This window comes from Synechocystis sp. CACIAM 05 (assembly GCF_010222815.1).
GTDB lineage: Bacteria > Cyanobacteriota > Cyanobacteriia > Cyanobacteriales > Microcystaceae > Synechocystis.
The window spans coordinates 324,025-341,584 of record NZ_CP019225.1 but is presented as its reverse complement, the minus strand read 5'-3'; the positions used below and the strand labels follow the sequence as shown (position 1 = coordinate 341,584).

Here is a 17,560-nt window from a genome sequence, read left to right as displayed (position 1 = left end):
ATAGCTTATTCTCGAAGCTAAAGTCTGTTAGTATTAAATGTGAAAAGTATAGTTTTTTGACTACCATGGCCAGAGATTTACGGGGATTCATCCAGTTGTTGGAAGCACGGGGGCAGTTGCGCCGCATTACCGCTGAGGTGGATCCCGATTTGGAAGTGGCGGAAATCTCTAACCGGATGCTACAGGCCGGTGGCCCAGGGCTGTTATTTGAGAATGTCAAAGGCTCCCCTTTCCCGGTGGCGGTGAATTTGATGGGCACAGTGGAGCGCATCTGTTGGGCCATGAATATGGACCATCCCCTGGAGTTAGAAGATTTGGGCAAAAAGCTAGCCCTGTTGCAACAACCCAAGCCGCCCAAGAAAATTTCCCAGGCCATTGATTTTGGCAAAGTGTTGTTTGATGTGCTCAAGGCCAAACCAGGGCGTAACTTCTTCCCCCCCTGCCAAGAAGTCGTCATCAATGGTGAAAATTTAGATTTAAACCAAATTCCTCTGATCCGGCCCTATCCCGGTGATGCGGGCAAAATTATTACCCTTGGTTTGGTGATTACCAAGGACTGTGAAACGGGCACCCCCAATGTGGGGGTTTATCGTCTGCAACTGCAATCCAAAACCACCATGACGGTCCATTGGCTGTCGGTGCGGGGAGGGGCCAGGCATTTACGCAAAGCGGCGGAACAGGGAAAAAAACTAGAAGTGGCGATCGCCTTGGGAGTAGATCCGTTAATTATTATGGCGGCGGCCACACCGATTCCTGTGGATTTATCGGAATGGTTGTTTGCGGGGTTATATGGCGGCTCTGGGGTGGCCCTAGCTAAATGTAAAACCGTCGATTTGGAAGTGCCGGCCGACTCCGAATTTGTCCTGGAAGGCACTATTACCCCCGGCGAAATGTTACCCGATGGCCCCTTTGGCGATCACATGGGCTATTACGGCGGCGTGGAGGATTCCCCCCTAGTGCGGTTCCAGTGTTTGACCCACCGCAAAAATCCCGTTTATTTAACTACTTTCAGCGGTCGTCCCCCCAAAGAAGAAGCCATGATGGCGATCGCCTTGAACCGGATTTATACGCCAATTTTGCGGCAACAGGTTTCGGAAATCACCGACTTCTTTTTGCCCATGGAAGCGTTGAGTTACAAAGCTGCCATTATTTCCATTGACAAAGCTTATCCGGGGCAAGCTAAGCGAGCTGCCCTGGCTTTTTGGAGTGCTCTGCCCCAATTTACCTACACTAAATTCGTCATCGTAGTGGATAAGAGTATTAACATCCGCGATCCCCGCCAGGTAGTCTGGGCCATCAGCTCCAAAGTTGACCCGGTGCGGGACGTGTTTATTTTGCCGGAAACTCCCTTTGATAGCCTCGATTTTGCCAGTGAAAAAATTGGTTTGGGCGGCCGCATGGGCATTGATGCCACCACTAAAATTCCTCCAGAAACGGACCATGAATGGGGGGAAGTGCTGGAGTCAGATCCAACTATGGCGGAGCAGGCCAGCCAACGGTGGGCAGAATACGGTTTGGGGGACATTAATCTAACGGAAGTTAACCCCAACTTGTTTGGCTATGACGTGTAAATAAATCCTGATGGAATAGTAGATCTTTTTGCCAATGGTTTTCTTTAAAAGTTTATTTTTAACCAGCATTTTTTGCTTCGTCTTAACAGCAAATCCTTCCCAAGCAAAGGAAATTTGTAAGGTTACTGATCCTACCGGTACGCCTCTCAATGTTAGAGAAAGTCCCAACGGTAAAGTTATTAATGCTTTGAGAAATAATCGAGAAGTAGAAATCCTAGAAATTGATTTTGACCAACAAGGTCGTCATTGGGCCAAAGTTGCTGGTTATTATCAGGGTCGTTATCGCGTTTGGGGTTGGGTAATTCGAGAATTTATTAGCTGTTACAAAAGCTAACCACTTTGCCTACAAAGTTTCTAATAAAATAGTTTTGTTTATGCAATTTGCTGATCGTTTGGATGCCTTTGGCAGTAATGTTTTTGCCGATATGGATTTGGCTAAGGCCCAAGCCCGAGCCCAGGGTCAAACTATTATTGATCTTTCCCTCGGTTCCTCCGATTTACCTACCCCCGCCCCCATTCTGGCCACGATCGCCAAAGCTTTAGCAGATCCCCAAACCCATGGTTATTTATTGCACCAGGGAACCCTACCATTGCGGCAGGCGATCGCCGTTTGGTACGAAAAGCGTTTTGGTTTGGCGGTGGATGTGGAAACGGAAGTTTTACCCCTAATTGGTTCCCAGGAAGGTACAGCCCATTTACCGTTAGCAGTGTTGAATCCCGGGGATGTGGCTCTGTTGATGGACCCTGGCTATCCTTCCCACATGGGGGGGGTCTATCTGGCGGGGGGAGAAATTTATCCCATGGCGTTGCGGGCGGAAAACCAATTTTTGCCGGTTTTTACAGATATTCCCAAATCGGTGTTAGGCAAAGCCAAAATGATGGTGCTCAGCTATCCCCACAACCCCACCACGGCGATCGCCAGCTTAGAATTTTTCCAAACAGCAGTGCAGTTTTGTCTTGACCATGATTTGGTATTAGTACATGATTTTCCCTACATGGATTTGGTTTTTGATGGCATAGTAATGCCGCCGTCAATTTTGCAAGCAGACCGACAAAAATCCTGTGCCATTGAATTTTTTACCTTTTCCAAATCCTATAACATGGGGGGCTTTCGCATTGGTTTTGCCATTGGTAATGCCCAATTAATTTCTGCCCTGAAAAAAATTAAAGCAGTGGTGGATTTTAATCAATACGCAGGCATTCTCCAAGGGGCAATCGCCGCCCTGGAAAGTCCACCGGAAACTGTGCAACAAACCGTGCAAATTTTTGCCCAACGCCGGGCAACATTGATTGATGCTTTAGCGAAGATTGGCTGGGCTGTGTCTCTGCCCACTGCCACCATGTATGTTTGGGCACCATTACCTGAAAGTTGGCTTGGCAATTCCTTGGAATTTTGTCAAAAACTGGTGGCTAAAACCGGTGTTGCCCTTTCTCCAGGGTCTGGCTTTGGTTCAGGGGGGGAAGGTTACGTACGTTTTGCCTTAGTACAGGAGCCGGATATTTTAGCCACGGCGGCCCAAAAAATTGGTCAATTTCTTGACCAAAATTAGAAAATTAGACTGAAAGGAAAGGGAATAAAACCATGGAACTTTTGGATCATTATCTAGGCAATTTAGTCAGCATTACCAAGTTTGTGCTAGAAAGTGTTTCCGTGCTGTGTATTATTCTCGGCCTAGTGAAAACTTTGCAAATGGTCTGGGCCGGCGATCGCCGTACTATGAATACGCCCAAATTTTTCAACAGTATTCGCTTGCAATTCGGTTTGTGGTTGGCTCTAGCCCTGGAATTCCAATTGGGGGCAGATATCCTTTCCACCACCATCGCCCCTACCCTAGAAAGCTTGAGCAAACTAGGGCTAATCGCTGTAATCAGGACTTTTTTAAACTATTTTCTTGGTAAAGAACTGGAATCGGAAATCAGAATGGAAATTGAACAGGAAAGACAGGAACATGGCCCTTAACCATTGAGCCATGGCGATCGCCTTTTCCTCGCCCAACTCCAGTCAAGGCCATCAATCGTCGCCGCCGCCAATACCAATGCCCGTGTTGTAAATTTCCGCATTTTGGATGTTCATACCCTCAACGGTGGCACCGGTCACATCCACGTCGTAGAGTTTAGCAAAGGCAAAGTTAGCCGAAGTCAAATTAGCTCGGTTGAGGGTGGCATTGGTGACCATGGCTCCTCGCAGATCGGCATTTTGCAGATTGGCGCCAGTCAAATCAGCCCCTTCCAAGTTAGCTTCGTTGAGGTTAGTACCGGATAAATTGGCATTACGTAAATCCGCCCCAATCAGATGGGCTCCGGACAAGTCAGCCCCGGATAAATCACAGTTCATGCAGGCATTGGTTTCCAGCAGTTGTTGAACTTGATTTGCATTTTCGGCGATCGCCGTTCCTCCCCATAGGAGGGGGCTAGCAAAAATTAGGCCAAGGGCAATTAATGGACTTTTGATCGTTTTCATCATCTTTCTCCTCTCGCTCAGTTAATCTCACGATAAAGGGAGACTGCCCAAGCTGTCTTCACCCAAACGGGCTAATTTCCTTGGGGGATGGGGATTTCCGCCCTTAATTTTGCCGAAATTATGCTTCTTTTAAGCCTTGCTAACCGTACTAACTTTCTTTAACTGATGGCCGTTTTCAGTTCCCGGCAAAAAGTTTCCAAAGCTTGCAATCCTTCCGTCGGGGTTCCTTCCGCTAAACGCTTAACCATGGCGCTTCCTACAATTACTGCATCTGCGCCCCAAGCTTTCACCTGCTCAGCCTGTTCCGGTTGGGAAATACCAAAACCCACTCCAATGGGTTTGTCGGTGACCTGGCGCATCTCGGCTAACAATGTTTCCACCCTCGATCCCACTTCCGTTCTCACCCCCGTCACCCCTGTCACGCTGACCAAGTAAACAAAGCCCTGGGACTTTTTGGCGATCGCCGTTTGTCTTTCTGGGGAACTGGTGGGGGCCACCAACAAAATTAACTCCAACCCCCTTTCCGCCGTCGCTTCCAACAGGCGATCGGACTCCTCTAGGGGTAAATCCGGCACCACCAAACCTTTCACCCCAGCGGCCTTGATTTTGTCGAGGAAAACCTCCACACCCTGATAAAAAATAGGGTTGTAATAGGTAAATAAAATTATCGGGGCGGCAATATCTTGGTGAACTTCTCGGACAATGGCGAGCACATCATCCAACTTGACCCCCTTTTGTAAAGCCCTGGTGGCCGCTGCTTGAATAACCGGGCCATCAGCCAGAGGATCGGAATAGGGCACTCCCAACTCAATTAAATCCGCCCCTGCCCGGTCTAGAATTCGCAACGCCTCGGCTGTGGTGGCTAAATCCGGATCCCCCGCTGTGAGGAAAGGAATCAAAGCACATTCCCCCCGTTGACGAAGGGCATTAAAACAAGCGGCAACAGCGTTCATGGGCAGGCTAGGCTAGGACAAAAAGGAAGGTGGGATTGGGATCATCTCCCTGGAACGGACAGAGCAACCAACAATAAGCCTTGCTCTGAGCCTCACATATTTTGCCATAGTCCCATGGCCAATCCCCAAAGGATTTGCTCAACCTAATTCACCAAACGCACTGGCATGACTAGATAGGTCATTTTCAACCCTCCCAGGGGAGTAAAAATTACTGGTTGATTGCCTTCATTAAGTTGCATTTGAATATCATTGCTAGGTAAAGCTTTCAGGCCATCCATTAAATATTTGATATTGAACGCAATTTGCCCCCCTTCGCCAATGATTTCCGCCCCCATGGATTCTTCCCCATGGCCCAAATCCTGGGCTTCCACTGCCAACTGCAGTTGATTACCGGGGCTTTGTAAGGTGAAGGTGACCAAGTTATTTTTTTGGTCGGCCAGCACAGAAACCCTTTCCAAGGAAGTGATTAACCGTTTGCGCTCCATGGTGACGGTGCGACTAAACTGCCGGGGAATAAGCTGGTCATAGGCGGGATAGGCCCCCTCTAACTTACGGCTCGTTAACCGTTGATCCCCCAACTCAAAAATTACCTGGGTATCATTCACCACCAGGGAAACTAAATCACTGTTACCTTGGCTGGCCACCATTCTTTCTAATTCCCGCAAAGCCCGGGCCGGAATGGTAACGGCAAAATCCGCCAGGTCACTGCCCGTAACCACCGCTTCCCCTTCATCATTTTCAATCTGGGTGGGGGCTTCCACCACCGCTAACCGGTGCCCATCAGTGGCCGCAAATTCCAAACTGTCGCTACTGCCTTTGATATGTACTCCTGTCAGTACTTGCTTAGTCTCGTCCGTACTGGCGGCGAACAGGGCCCCCCGTAACCCTTCATTGAGGGTTGCCACTGGTAACAGTAATGGTTTGACTCCTTCCACGGTGGGCAGAGCGGGAAAATCATCCGCATCCAGGCCCCGAATTTGGAACCGCCCTGATTCTGAGGTGATGGTGGTTAAATGGCTATCCCCAGCATCGCCATCGGGATCGATCGCCAGGGTAATATCTCCGTCCGGCAAGCGGGAAACAATGTCATTGAGCAATTTAGCAGGTAGGGTGATGCGGCCACTCTGTTGCACGTCGGCGGTGAAACTACTCTGGATACCAAGGCTGAGGTCAAAGGCCGTTAGGCGTAAATAATTTTTGTCTGCATCGGCTTCCAGAAGCACATTGCCCAACACGGGATGGGTAGGCCGGGAGGAAACAGCCCGACTGACCAGGGATAGACCACTGCTTAAATCACTTTGACGACAGATGAGTTTCATATACGCACGGGAAAAGGGGGGAAAGAAACCCTACCATTTTAGGGAGGTTAGGAAAAGACTTGGTCAATGGTAAAAATTGAGGAAAACGCTGGACCCTACCTAGGATTTTTGCGCCACAGCCTGGGGAGGATTGCTATTGTCGGCTAAACCCCGGAAATAAAGACTGCCAATGACACTTAAAAAGATTACGTAGGCGATCGCCTGGAATAGGTAAAGATGATCCCGGTAGCCCGCCAGGGTTTTGAGCACAATGCCGGGAAATTGATTATCTGGTAACCAGGGAGCTAAATTCCACAACAGGGGCCCCAGCAAGCAAGAATCACCGGGGACAAAACAGAGATAGCCCAGGCCCAGATTGGCTAAGCCCATCATACTGACCGCCAGATCGAGATTTTTCAGCACCCCAATCACCAATCCTCCAACAATAATCAGCAACAGGGTGCCCATCACCTGGAAGAAAAGTTTCAAGTTGAGTTTGACCCCCAGGCGGAAAATTAAGAAGGCCATCACTACCGCTGTACCAATGCCAGCCACCGACGCCCTGATCGCCGCTGGATTGGCCATATTTTGTTGGGCGGCTAGGAATAGGACCATTTCAAAACCTTCCCGCACCACAGCAATGAAAACCACAATGGCAATGGCCTTACCTCCTCCTTCTTTTTCCACCGCCTGGTTAATTTGCCCCTGGATTTCCCCCCGCAGGGAACGGGCTTGTTTGGTCATCCAGAGCAACATCCAACTCAGCATCCCCACGGCGATCGCCCCCAACAGAGCCGCCAAAAGGGCTTTTAAAATGGGGGTGTAGGGCCCTGGCAACCGTTCAACTCCCTGCAATACCCCTGCCAACAGGCAACCGACCAGAACACTGGCCACCACGCCAGCACTAATCCCCCGATAAACCCAGCCTTTGAGTTGCATTTGCTGGGCCCGGGCGAGACAAGCCAACACAATGCCCACCACGAGAGACGCTTCCAACGCTTCCCGCAGGGTGACAATAAAAATGGGTAAACCGGCGGCAAAATCCATATTGATTAACGGCTTAGGAGAACTGGGGGATAGATAGTTGAAATTTTGTCGAATTGGTTCGTAGGAGCCTAATTTGTCTCCAAATATGGCTATTCCCGAGCACTTCGGCCCACTTGATCCCAGTTGACCAAATCGCCACCAAACTTGGGAGATCGGGCGGTTTAGCCAACGGAACTTTAGGGGAATGATGGTAAGGAATTATTTGCCGAGGTAAGCGATGAGAGCTTGCTGCACAATCTGATTCATTGGGCAATTATCCCGCTCAGACCGGGCCTTAAGCTGGGCATACATTTCATCGGACAGGCTGACCCGACGTTGGTTTTTGCGGTTTTTACCGCCCTTGGCCGGTGCTGTGTAACCATGGCTAAATTCCCGTAGGGCAGTGAAGCCCACCCGATGGCAAAAGTCCCCAAAACTCTCCTTGCCTTTACGGCTCTGCTTAAAGTAGACAAATAAAGGCTCAAAAAAGCTTTCTAGCTGTTCCAGAGGCATTTTTTCCGTATAGGCTGCCGCTAAACGTTCCTGGTTCGGACTTCCCCCCAGCCACACTTGATAACTGTTGGGGGCACTGCCGACAAAACCAATTTCCGCCATATAGGGCCGGGCACAACCGTTGGGGCAACCGGTCATCCGGGTGACGATACTTTCATTGGGTAAATCCAGGCTGTTTAACAGATCCCGCAGACGGGCGTTGACGCTGGGCATAATTCTCTCCGACTCCGTAACCGCCAGGCCACAGGTGGGCAGGGCGGGGCAAGCCATGGAATAACGCACCAAGGTATCGATCGCCTCTGGGTCGGTAACGACGCCGTGCTGTTGAAAAATTTGCTCGATCGCCGCTTTATCCTGGGCATTGATGTCGTACAGCAGGATATTGTGGTTGGCGGTGAGGCGCAGGGGCAACTGGAACTGGTCCACTACCTTGCGCAGAGCGGTTTTAAGCTGAAAATCCCCCTCGTCTTTGATGCGGCCATTTTCCACCGACAAACCGAAAAAGAGTTTGCCGTCCCCCTGTTCGTGCCAACCGAGGTAATCTTGGTAACGCCAAGCTGGCAGGGGTTTAAAGGATTGGAGCGGTTTGCCTAAATACTTTTCCACCTGTTTGCGGAATTTTTCCACCCCCCAGTCCGCCAACAAATATTTCATCCGGGCATGGCGACGGTTATGGCGATCGCCGTAATCCCGTTGGGTGGCCACAATGGCTTTGACTAGGTCATAGACATCGTCTTTGCTCACATAACCAATGGGGTCAGCGGCCCGGGCAAAGGTTTCCTCTTTATTGTGGGTACGTCCCAAACCACCGCCAGCCAATACATTAAAACCCCGTAGCTCCCCATGGCGATCGGTGATTACCACTAAACTAATGTCGTGGGTGTAAACGTCAATGGAGTTGTCCCCCGGCACAGTGACGCTAATTTTGAATTTCCGGGGCATGAACTGTTGGCCGTAAATCGGTTCCTTGGGGTCATCCAGGTTGGCGCCGTGGAGGTTTTTCTGCCGGGCTGCTTTAACTTCCGGGGCTTCCTCCCCACTAATGGCCTTTTCCCCATCCAGCCAAATTTCGTAATAGGCACCGCTCTGGGGACTGAGTAGATCCGCTACCTTATTGGCATAGTCCCAGGCATAGCCATATTCCGGTTTATCTCGGAAGGGAGCCGCCGGAGCCATCACGTTACGGTTAATGTCGCCACAGGCCCCCAAAGTAGACCCCAAATTATTCACCACCGTGGCGATCGCCATTTTCAGGTCTTTTTTGACAATACCGTGGATTTGCAAACCTTGCCTAGTGGTCACCCGGAGAGTTTGGTTACCGTGGGTTTTGGACAGATCATCTAGGGCGGTGTAGAGTTGGGCCGGAATCAATCCCCCCGGATTGCGGGTGCGGAGCATAAACTGATAATCCTTTTCTTGCCCCTTAACCCGATTGTCCCGATTGTCCTGTTGGTAGGAACCGTGGAATTTCAGAATTTGGACAGCATCATCCGTAAAATAGTTAGCATCATTCAACAGTTCGGTGGCCAGGGGTTCCCGTAAATAATTGCTTCTTTCCTTGATGCCTTCTACCTTGGACGGTTTACGGGGGGCAGCGGTGGGGGTGGTTACCATTAACTCTCTCTATGTAATCGACGGGAAAATCGTCCGTGGTTAATCCACAGAAAACCCTATTTTAACTTTAATAGTGGGCGAGAGATACCATTCCCCTGGTCAAGCGGCGATCGCCAAGGAAATTAAATTTCCCTTGCAGTTTTATCCATTGCTTCAAGCAAAGACAGCTAGGGGATCTAGATATGATGTTGATACGCTTTCTTGGGGCCAAGTTCCAATAGCTCCGGTAAGGTTGATAACTAGATCATTAACCGGATCAAAACCGGCCGTACCATCGTTAATAATTAGGTAGGTTCCAGCAATGCCCCTCCTTGTTGCTCGCACCAAAGCGGCACTGTTAACTGCTAAAGCTTGGGCCCCAGCGATCGCTCCATTTGCGTCGGCAAAAACGCCATTAACCAAATTTGTTAAAGAAGCAGCGGCGCTGTCGGCGGCTCGACTGAAATTGGTCGGAATGCCTGTGGGTAAACTAATTTTATCGATGCCAAAGGTAAAGTCAGTGATGTGATCCGGCTGGGCCAAATTAGATTCTCCAAATTGAAAGCGGAAAATATCTGCCCCAAATCCCCCAGTTAAGTAGTCGCGACCGGCCCCACCATCGAGCACATCGTTACCCCAATCCCCAAAGAGGCGATCATTTCCAGTACCACCGTTGAGAAAGTCCTCTCCAAAGCCACCAGAGAGGACATCGTTTCCTTCCTCTCCATTCAGCAGGTCATTGCCCAAACCACCAAAAAGGAAATCATTACCTATACCACCGTAGATGCTATCGTTGCCCCCCTGTCCATAAACAAAATCATTGCCTGCCAGGGCGTAGATAAGCTCAGGGGCCATACGGCCAAAGTAAATATCACTTTTATTGGTGAGGTTTTTACCCAGTTCTGGTAAGTCATTAACGGTCAGAGTTACTGCTTGTTCTGAGAAATTGTTAGCCGCATCGGTGGCAACGACGGTAAAGCTGTAGTTTGGTTTAGTTTCAAAATCAGGATTAGCAATTAGTTTGACCTGCCCCGATGTACTGTCAATGGAGAAGGCAGCAAAGTCATCGACATTTTTGAGGCTGTAGGTGGTTGCTCCCGTTACAATGTCCCCATTGTCTGTTGAGGTGACGGTGTAAACAACCTGATTCCCTCCACTATTTTCATTGATGGCTGTTGCTGTGCCGTCGGATGTAATGGTGGGAGCCACTTCATCCAAGTTGTTGATGGTGATTGTTAATTCTTTGTCGAAGAATAATCCCCCTTGATCGCTGGTACGAACCCGGATGTTGTAATTGGATTGCCCCTCAAAATTAGGAGATTGGTTAATGGTCAGGCGATCGCTAGCAATGGTAAAAGCATTATTATCGGTATCCCCATCACCGTCGACGAAGCTATAGGTGAATGTATCGCCATCATTGGGGTCGATACTGCTAAAAGTTCCGACAAATGAGTTATCAGACACATTCTCATCAATGCTTGTACTATCTAAGCTCAGGTCTGTTGGAGCTTGATTAGAGTCACCGGGGGCCCGGAGGTGAATCCCAACATCATTGCCATCTCCTCCCTGATAAGTAATGACAAGATCATGCCCATCGATGGTTCCAACTTTGTCTCCCTCCTTTAATCCTTGAAAAGTCCCTATAACCGCATCATCAGTTCCATCGTTGTCGATTAAAGTGTAGAAGGTGTCGGCAACAGGGTTTTTTAAGTTTGTGCTATCCAGATTTAAAGAGGAGCCACTTAAATCCAGTCCACCAGTAAGATCAATCGTATCAAATCTGTCAATGTCATCATTGTAGTCAAATTTAATGATGTCATTGAGGAAAAGGATGTTTGCTGTGATAATGACCGTTGAGCCAACAATGGTAGAACCAGTGTTTTTATCGTTGTCCCGATTGATTGATACGTCCCCTTTTGAGCTAATAATAACGGGATTGTCGAGGTTAATACTGCTCGAATCAGATAACAGGTTAATACTGCCTCCGGTACTTTTCAAGATGGTGCCGGAAAGCAAATTTATGCCAAAATTATCGTTACTAGCAGTGCCAACTAAGTTGATGTCGCCACTATTGGTCTGAATTGTGGAGCCAGTTGTATTGCTTTCTAGTCTGATACCGTCGCTGGCTGTGCCCGCACCACCAACACCAGTGATGGTAACTGATGCTTTTCCAGTGGATAGAATGGAGCCGTCACGCAACGCCACCCCAGAATTTGATTCTGTGCCACTACCACCTGTTCCATTGATAGTTATTGCCCCATCTGCAGATGTAATGCTTGCGGTTAAACGAACGCCCTGGTTGAGACTGCCAGTAGCTGTGGTGGAGCCTTGTCCATTAACTGTAATAGTGGCCGCATTTTCCCCTGTACCCGTGGAGGAAATTGTGCCACTGCTAGATACTACTAATCCTATATTTTGCCCTGCTCCAGAACCACCGATACCTGTAACAGAAATTGCACCGTCAATGGAGGTAATGTTGGAATTTGTGCCGATAACACCAACTCCGAAATTGCCACCATCTTTAGCTGTGGTAGAGCCCTGACCATTGATGGTAATTGTGGCGGCCTTATCTCCTTTGCCAGTGGAGGAAATTGATCCACCATTCTGCACAAGCACACCAACTAAATTTGTTGCTGTAACTCCAATACCGGCAATGGAGCCAGACCCACCGGTACCTGTAACAGAAATTGCACCATCAACGGATGTAATCGCGCCATTAACCCAAACCCCGTAGTTTTGAACCCCCGTAGCGGTGGTGGAGCCTTGTCCAAGCACAGTAATTGTAGCTGTGCCTGTGGAGGAAATTTTCCCACTAGTTAGCAAAGATACGCCTGAATTACTGTTTACACCTGAGCCACCGGTACCTGTAACTGAAATTGCACCATCAACGGATGTAATTGTGCCGCCAATACGCACCCCTGTACTGTCGATAAGGTTCGTGGTAGTAGAGCCTTGCCCAAGTACAGTAATTGTGGCCATGCCTGTGGAGGAAATCTCCCCACCACTAACTACATTCACACCGATGTTAAAATTTTTGCCCGAACCACCGGTACCTGTAACTGAAATCGCACCATCGACGGAAGTAACCTTACCTTCAACACGAACTCCTGCATTGTTGTCTTCGGTGCCATCAGGAGAACCTTGACCGATTACTGTAATTGTCCCTGTACCAGTGGAAGATGCTGAACCGGTACTTGTAAATAGAACTCCGTTATTTAAACCTCCTGTCCCCGTACCGACACCTTCAAATTTGAGGTCATTATTTACAGTTGTTTCTGCTGTACTGATTGTTGTTCCTGTTGCCATCTCAATGGCGACTTCCTCCCCGTTGACAGTGATCGTCCCATGATCATCATTAGCCCTGATCCGTTCTAGCTGAGAGGGATCAACGGTTATTCCCTGCACCCTGAGGGCAAATAACTCTCCCTCATCCCCCGGCGTATCCACCGCATTAACCAAAGCGTCAACATAGTGGCCAATCTCCTCTAGCAATACCGCCACAATCAATTCTGGTGAACCAGAAGCCAATAGAGACTCGGACAAATAGATAGTGTTATTGCTTGCCCCATAGCCGCCCCAGGCTGGCCCCAAAATGTCTGCACTGACCACTTCAATAACCGGTAAATCACTGAAGTCACCCTTGACCCAGCTACTCCGTAAAGCCTCTGCAATGACAGCATCGTAGTCATTTCCATAAATCAGGTCGAAATTATGCCAAAAATCCTCCAATTTAGCAAAAACGGATAACTTCTCATGAACCAAAGACAGATAGAAATTGTAAGTGTTCATAAAAAATTTCTTAAGGATGTGGATTTTAAGGCAAAAAAGACAAAAACATAATTTAAGGATCATATACCATCATTTTCATAAATATTCCCCCGTTTTTCCTCACCTGAGAAATGTTAAGAATTCTTCAAAAACTTTTAATTGGCATCTGTTTACTTTGCCCCAGTATGGCCCTGGCCGGGGTGCCCAACGGGACTTGGTTATCCCAACCCCAAATCCGTTTCTACGCTTCTCAAAACGCCCTAGACCAAGTGATGAAGGATATTCAAAGTCAGGGCTACCGCCTTGTATTTTTGGATTTTCGGGGAGTAGCGGACGATGTGCAGGAACAAATTAGTCAACAAGCCCGCAACCATAACTTAATTCCCATTGCCTGGGTCCAATCTCCCCAATACCGCCGCCTCACCATTGAACAAATTATTAACGAAGCCCGCCACACGGACGGTTTACAGGTGGATGACCATTTTTTTGCCAACTACTCCTCCAGGGATTTTGAGTATTTAGCCAACCAGTATCGTAAGTTTATTTTTTGCTCCATTCAGCTATTCCAAAAGAACCTGGTGCCCCGCTACGGCTGTAACCAAATTGATGTGCAATGTTATACTTCCCCCACATTTAAGCAATGCCTTAACTTAGCGAACCAACTCAATGCAGTAGTGAGTCTCTACGAAAAAGACACGTTTAGATATCGAGAACAAATTGGCGGCAGAAATTTTAATGTTTTCCTTTGGCCGTACACCAATCAGAGCATTTCCGACACGGGAAATTTTCGCTAGCCTAATCTCGTGTACAGTGACAAATTAAATGACGTGATGACAAATTAGTGTCGTCGGCTAAAAGCTTTATCTACAAGCGATTATAGCGACTTGATCTCGGAATTACTTCAATCAACACAGTGACAAATTCGATGACGTATTTTGTCTTTGTGACTAATTAATTGTCGTCTTCTTAAAAACCCCCTTCTTTATCGAGTGACAGATTTGACGTCGCTTTTTGTTGGTGCGCTAAGATGACATTATGTTTTCATCAGGGGAAAGAGATGGAGGATTCAGCAAAAGACAATCTTGCTATTCCCCAGGAGCTGTCGGAGGAGGCTCAGGTAAAGTTAGAGGTGATACAAACTCTGCTAGAGCCCTGTGACCGGTGGACTTATGGGGAAAGGTTGAAAGCAGGCGCTCAACGTCTAGGTATTTCCGTCAGGTCTGTACAACGACTGTTTAAGCGTTATCAGGACGAGGGGATTGGAACCCTAACTTCGGCAAACCGCAAAGATAAGGGCTACCACCGCATCGGGGAAGACTGGTCAGACTTCATTCTTAAAACCTACAAGAAAGGGAATGAAGGCAGTCGCCGTATGACCCCTAAGCAGGTTGCGTTGAGGGTGCAGGTCAGGGCTGTAGAGCTAGGGGATGAGAAGCCACCAAGCTATCGAACTGTGTTGCGGGTCTTGGAACCTGTAATCAACAAAAAGAAGAAAAGCATTCGCTCCCCTGGTTGGAAAGGTTCTACTCTGTCGGTGAAGACCAGGGATGGGTTCGACTTGGATATTTCTTACAGCAACCAAGTTTGGCAATGTGACCACACTAGAGCCGATGTGTTGTTGGTAGATAAGGATGGCAATTTACTGGGGCGTCCTTGGTTAACAACGGTGATTGACAGCTATTCCCGTTGCATTGTTGGGATCAATATTGGTTTTGATGCCCCTAGCTCGCAGGTGGTATCTCTTGCCCTCCGCCATGCCATACTCCCCAAGAAATACGGGGAAAAGTATAAGTTGCACTGTGACTGGGGCACATTCGGGCTTCCTCAATATCTGTTTACAGATGGTGGTAAAGACTTCCGCTCGAATCACCTCAGTGAAATCGCCGGTCAGTTAGGTTTTGTTCTCAAGCTTCGAGACCGTCCCTCAGAAGGAGGGATTGTGGAGCGTCCCTTTGGGACGTTGAACACAGGTCTGTTGTCAACGCTACCAGGTTATACCGGGTCTAACGTTCAAGAACGACCCAAGGAAGCGGAGGAGGATGCCTGTTTAACCCTGCGGGAATTAGAACAGTTGGTTGTGCGTTTCATTGTTGACCGCCATAACCAAAGCATGGATGCAAGGATGGGAGACCAAACCCGTATTCAGCGTTGGGAAGCCGGTTTAACAGCGACTCCAGAGTTATTGTCGGAGCGGGAACTAGACATCTGCTTGATGAAGCAAGCCCGCAGGCAGGTGCAACGGGGTGGATATCTGCAATTTGAAAACATTAACTACAAGGGGGAAAACCTCCAAGGTTATGCCGGTCAAACGGTAGGGCTACGTTTTGACCCCAAGGATATTACGACCATTTGGGTCTATCGATACGACAAAGTTGAGGGCAAGGAAGTGTTTTTAACCCGTGCCCATGCCCAAGGATTGGAGACCGAACAACTAACTTTGGAGGATGCTAAAACCGCCAGTAAGCGGCTCAGAGACAGGGACAAGACAATCAACAATGCCGCCATTGTACAAGAGGTTATTGAGCGAGAAGCCGCAACGAAGAAGCCGACCCGTAAACAACGCCAAAAGAGTGAACAAGCCTATCGGCAGTTGGAACCTTTGGCTGTTCAAGAGAAGGCTGTGGCAGAAGAGCAAGCGGCCCTAGGGGGTATTTCGACTGATATTTCGGATGTTGAGGTTTGGGACTTAGAACAAATGCAGGAGGATTACCTATGTTAACTACAAATCCAGCACAGATCATTGCAACAGAACTCGGGGAGATCACTCCACATAACGACCAGCTACAGCAGGAGATAACCCGGCTTAATCGTCGCACCATAGTCCCTTTGGAGCATGTTCTTGATTTACATAATTGGCTAGATGAAAAGCGGAAAGCTCGCCAGTCCTGTCGTCTTGTGGGAGAGTCCCGCACAGGAAAGAGTATTGCTTGTACCTCTTACCAGCTCAGGAATAAACCCATACAAAAGGGACAGGAAACTCCCAAAGTGCCGGTGGTTTACATTATTTTGCCGACTAAATGGGGGGCAAAGGAGCTTTTTAAAGAAATCATTGAGGCATTACACTATCGGGCTGTCAAAGGCACGGTAAGTGATTTTCGTTCCCGAGCCATGGACGTGTTAAAGGCTTGTGATGTGGAAATGCTGATTATTGATGAGGCTGACCGTTTAAAGCCAGATATTTTCCCAGAGGTAAGGGACATTAACGACAAGTTAGATATATCTGTTGTTTTGGTAGGTACAGACCGACTAGATGCGGTTATCAAGAAGGACGAGCAGGTGCTTAACCGTTTTCGATCTCACCGCCGTTTTGGTAGATTGGCCGGGCAGGACTTCAAACTTACTGTAACCATTTGGGAGGAGAAGGTTCTAAAACTTCCTGTTGCTTCCAACCTAACCAGCCCGGCAATGATGAAGATTATAGCTAGGGCAACGGAGGGCTACATTGGTCGGCTTGATGAGGTGTTACGGGAGGCGGCGATTAAGGCTCTTTCTAGGGGGCATAAGCGCATCGAGAAGGAGGTGTTGGAGGAGGTAGCCAGGGAGTATTCATGAGTACAGAAATGGAGCTTAAGCCTTGGTTGTTCCGGGTGGAGCCTCTGCCGGGGGAAAGTCTTAGTCATTTTCTGGGGCGGGTGCGGCGACAAAACCATCTTAGCCCTGGCGGATTAGGACAACTAGCTGGGATCGGTGCTGTGGTATCCCGTTGGGAGAAGTTCCGTCATAACCCTTTTCCTTCACCAGAGGAACTGGGGGCGTTGGGTGACCTTCTGGGAATCGATGTAGCCGTTTTAAGGGCTATGCTCCCTCCAGTGGGGGAAAGCCTGAAGATGGAGCCGATTCGCCTCTGTGGTGCCTGTTGCGGGGAGGAATCCTACCACCGTTTAGAGTGGCAGTTTCAGTCAACGTGGCGTTGTGCCAAGCACGGGCTATTACTTTTGTCCCGATGCCCGAAGTGCCGTGCTGATTTCGAGATTCCGGCTCTATGGGAGTTTGGTGGCTGTAAACGCTGTGGGACTCCCTACGGAGCGTTAGAGGGCTATCAGAAGCGGGCTTAGGCCTGTTCTATGCCGGGTATGGTCTGTTGCGGGGAGGAGGCTTTCTTACCCCGCTTTTTGGTGGTCTTTTGGGGTTTGGCTGTGGCGGCTTCTTTCTCTGCTCTGATGCGCTCCAGGAGGGCTTCTGCCGGTTCATCGTTGGGGTCTTGGGGGACGAGTTCACCCCGGAAGGCTTTGGCAAGGATGGATTGGGTGAGCTTGTCGGTGTAGGCTTTGGCTTTCTGGTAGCGGGCTTCGATCTGGTCACACTGAGGTGGCCCCCAAAAACTGGACAGGGGAGAAAGCTCTAAACTAAAAACCCTAACCAAGGAGAGTTTATGAG

The 17,560-nt window shown here is 48.8% G+C and carries 15 protein-coding genes; 8 read left to right on the top strand and 7 right to left on the bottom strand.

Translation table 11 applies throughout. From position 1 onward, the window contains the following. The first annotated feature begins 65 nt into the window (after nt 1-65). Genes BWK47_RS01615 through BWK47_RS01600 form a run of 4 tightly spaced genes read left to right on the top strand, consistent with a single transcriptional unit; the run spans nt 66 to nt 3,531 of the window. On the top strand, nt 66-1,571 hold the full coding sequence (locus tag BWK47_RS01615; protein ID WP_162327316.1) for a UbiD family decarboxylase: 1,506 nt from the start codon (nt 66-68) through the stop codon (nt 1,569-1,571). 34 nt (nt 1,572-1,605) lie between these two features. Next, nucleotides 1,606-1,905, top strand: coding sequence for an SH3 domain-containing protein (locus tag BWK47_RS01610; RefSeq protein WP_162327315.1), 300 nt, complete (start codon nt 1,606-1,608; stop codon nt 1,903-1,905). Nucleotides 1,906-1,945: 40 nt separating this feature from the next. Continuing rightward, nucleotides 1,946-3,121, top strand: a complete 1,176-nt coding sequence (locus BWK47_RS01605) for an LL-diaminopimelate aminotransferase (RefSeq protein ID WP_162327314.1) — start codon at nt 1,946-1,948, stop codon at nt 3,119-3,121. Nucleotides 3,122-3,153: 32 nt separating this feature from the next. Continuing rightward, nucleotides 3,154-3,531, top strand: a complete 378-nt coding sequence (locus BWK47_RS01600) for a DUF1622 domain-containing protein (RefSeq protein ID WP_162327313.1) — start codon at nt 3,154-3,156, stop codon at nt 3,529-3,531. Nucleotides 3,532-3,582: 51 nt separating this feature from the next. Here BWK47_RS01600 and BWK47_RS01595 read toward each other — a convergent pair whose 3' ends face one another. The 6 genes from BWK47_RS01595 to BWK47_RS01570 form a co-directional block, all read right to left on the bottom strand. Then, complete coding sequence (locus BWK47_RS01595; RefSeq protein ID WP_431197048.1) at nt 3,583-4,032, bottom strand: pentapeptide repeat-containing protein; 450 nt, start codon at nt 4,030-4,032, stop codon at nt 3,583-3,585. A 158-nt stretch (nt 4,033-4,190) separates the two neighbouring features. After that, entirely contained in the window at nt 4,191-4,985 is a 795-nt protein-coding gene (gene trpA, locus BWK47_RS01590; protein ID WP_162327312.1) for a tryptophan synthase subunit alpha, read from the bottom strand. Between the two features lie 143 nt (nt 4,986-5,128). Beyond that, a complete protein-coding gene (gene dnaN / locus BWK47_RS01585; protein ID WP_162327311.1) occupies nt 5,129-6,304 on the bottom strand; it encodes a DNA polymerase III subunit beta in 1,176 nt (391 codons plus the stop codon). A gap of 99 nt (nt 6,305-6,403) precedes the next feature. Next, nucleotides 6,404-7,330: an FTR1 family protein gene (locus BWK47_RS01580; RefSeq protein WP_162327310.1), complete on the bottom strand. Its 927-nt coding sequence runs from the start codon at nt 7,328-7,330 to the stop codon at nt 6,404-6,406. Between the two features lie 198 nt (nt 7,331-7,528). Next, entirely contained in the window at nt 7,529-9,436 is a 1,908-nt protein-coding gene (gene sir, locus BWK47_RS01575; RefSeq protein ID WP_162327309.1) for a sulfite reductase, ferredoxin dependent, read from the bottom strand. Nucleotides 9,437-9,589: 153 nt separating this feature from the next. Beyond that, complete coding sequence (locus BWK47_RS01570) at nt 9,590-13,204, bottom strand: cadherin domain-containing protein (RefSeq protein WP_162327308.1); 3,615 nt, start codon at nt 13,202-13,204, stop codon at nt 9,590-9,592. A 110-nt stretch (nt 13,205-13,314) separates the two neighbouring features. On the opposite strand from BWK47_RS01570, the gene BWK47_RS01565 reads away from it, so the two are divergent. The 4 genes from BWK47_RS01565 to BWK47_RS01550 all read left to right on the top strand — a co-directional run bounded on the left by BWK47_RS01565 (nt 13,315) and on the right by BWK47_RS01550 (nt 17,238). Further along, on the top strand, nt 13,315-13,977 hold the full coding sequence (locus BWK47_RS01565) for a hypothetical protein (RefSeq protein WP_162327307.1): 663 nt from the start codon (nt 13,315-13,317) through the stop codon (nt 13,975-13,977). A 263-nt stretch (nt 13,978-14,240) separates the two neighbouring features. Continuing rightward, on the top strand, nt 14,241-15,902 hold the full coding sequence (locus BWK47_RS01560) for a Mu transposase C-terminal domain-containing protein (RefSeq protein ID WP_162327306.1): 1,662 nt from the start codon (nt 14,241-14,243) through the stop codon (nt 15,900-15,902). After that, nucleotides 15,896-16,735 carry a TniB family NTP-binding protein gene (locus BWK47_RS01555; protein WP_162327305.1) on the top strand — a complete coding sequence of 280 codons (840 nt, stop codon included), beginning with the start codon at nt 15,896-15,898 and terminating at the stop codon, nt 16,733-16,735. Before BWK47_RS01560 ends, BWK47_RS01555 begins: the two co-directional genes overlap by 7 nt. Continuing rightward, a complete protein-coding gene (locus BWK47_RS01550; protein WP_162327304.1) occupies nt 16,732-17,238 on the top strand; it encodes a TniQ family protein in 507 nt (168 codons plus the stop codon). The genes BWK47_RS01555 and BWK47_RS01550 overlap by 4 nt, the downstream gene beginning before the upstream one ends. Here the strand turns inward: BWK47_RS01550 and BWK47_RS01545 are convergent. Further along, on the bottom strand, nt 17,235-17,560 hold a 326-nt coding region (locus BWK47_RS01545; protein WP_336234936.1), incomplete at its 5' end, for a hypothetical protein. The two genes, BWK47_RS01550 and BWK47_RS01545, sit on opposite strands and share 4 nt — an antisense overlap.

Bases quoted from the DNA above. Each gene is read 5' to 3' on its own strand.
- trpA (WP_162327312.1), bottom strand. From the start codon at position 4,985: ATGAACGCTGTTGCCGCTTGTTTTAATGCCCTTCGTCAACGGGGGGAA.
- BWK47_RS01610 (WP_162327315.1), top strand. From the start codon at position 1,606: ATGGTTTTCTTTAAAAGTTTATTTTTAACCAGCATTTTTTGCTTCGTC.
- BWK47_RS01605 (WP_162327314.1), top strand. From the start codon at position 1,946: ATGCAATTTGCTGATCGTTTGGATGCCTTTGGCAGTAATGTTTTTGCC.
- BWK47_RS01550 (WP_162327304.1), top strand. From the start codon at position 16,732: ATGAGTACAGAAATGGAGCTTAAGCCTTGGTTGTTCCGGGTGGAGCCT.
- BWK47_RS01565 (WP_162327307.1), top strand. From the start codon at position 13,315: ATGTTAAGAATTCTTCAAAAACTTTTAATTGGCATCTGTTTACTTTGC.
- dnaN (WP_162327311.1), bottom strand. From the start codon at position 6,304: ATGAAACTCATCTGTCGTCAAAGTGATTTAAGCAGTGGTCTATCCCTG.
- BWK47_RS01580 (WP_162327310.1), bottom strand. From the start codon at position 7,330: ATGGATTTTGCCGCCGGTTTACCCATTTTTATTGTCACCCTGCGGGAA.
- sir (WP_162327309.1), bottom strand. From the start codon at position 9,436: ATGGTAACCACCCCCACCGCTGCCCCCCGTAAACCGTCCAAGGTAGAA.
- BWK47_RS01555 (WP_162327305.1), top strand. From the start codon at position 15,896: ATGTTAACTACAAATCCAGCACAGATCATTGCAACAGAACTCGGGGAG.
- BWK47_RS01615 (WP_162327316.1), top strand. From the start codon at position 66: ATGGCCAGAGATTTACGGGGATTCATCCAGTTGTTGGAAGCACGGGGG.
- BWK47_RS01600 (WP_162327313.1), top strand. From the start codon at position 3,154: ATGGAACTTTTGGATCATTATCTAGGCAATTTAGTCAGCATTACCAAG.
- BWK47_RS01560 (WP_162327306.1), top strand. From the start codon at position 14,241: ATGGAGGATTCAGCAAAAGACAATCTTGCTATTCCCCAGGAGCTGTCG.
- BWK47_RS01595 (WP_431197048.1), bottom strand. From the start codon at position 4,032: ATGAAAACGATCAAAAGTCCATTAATTGCCCTTGGCCTAATTTTTGCT.
- BWK47_RS01570 (WP_162327308.1), bottom strand. From the start codon at position 13,204: ATGAACACTTACAATTTCTATCTGTCTTTGGTTCATGAGAAGTTATCC.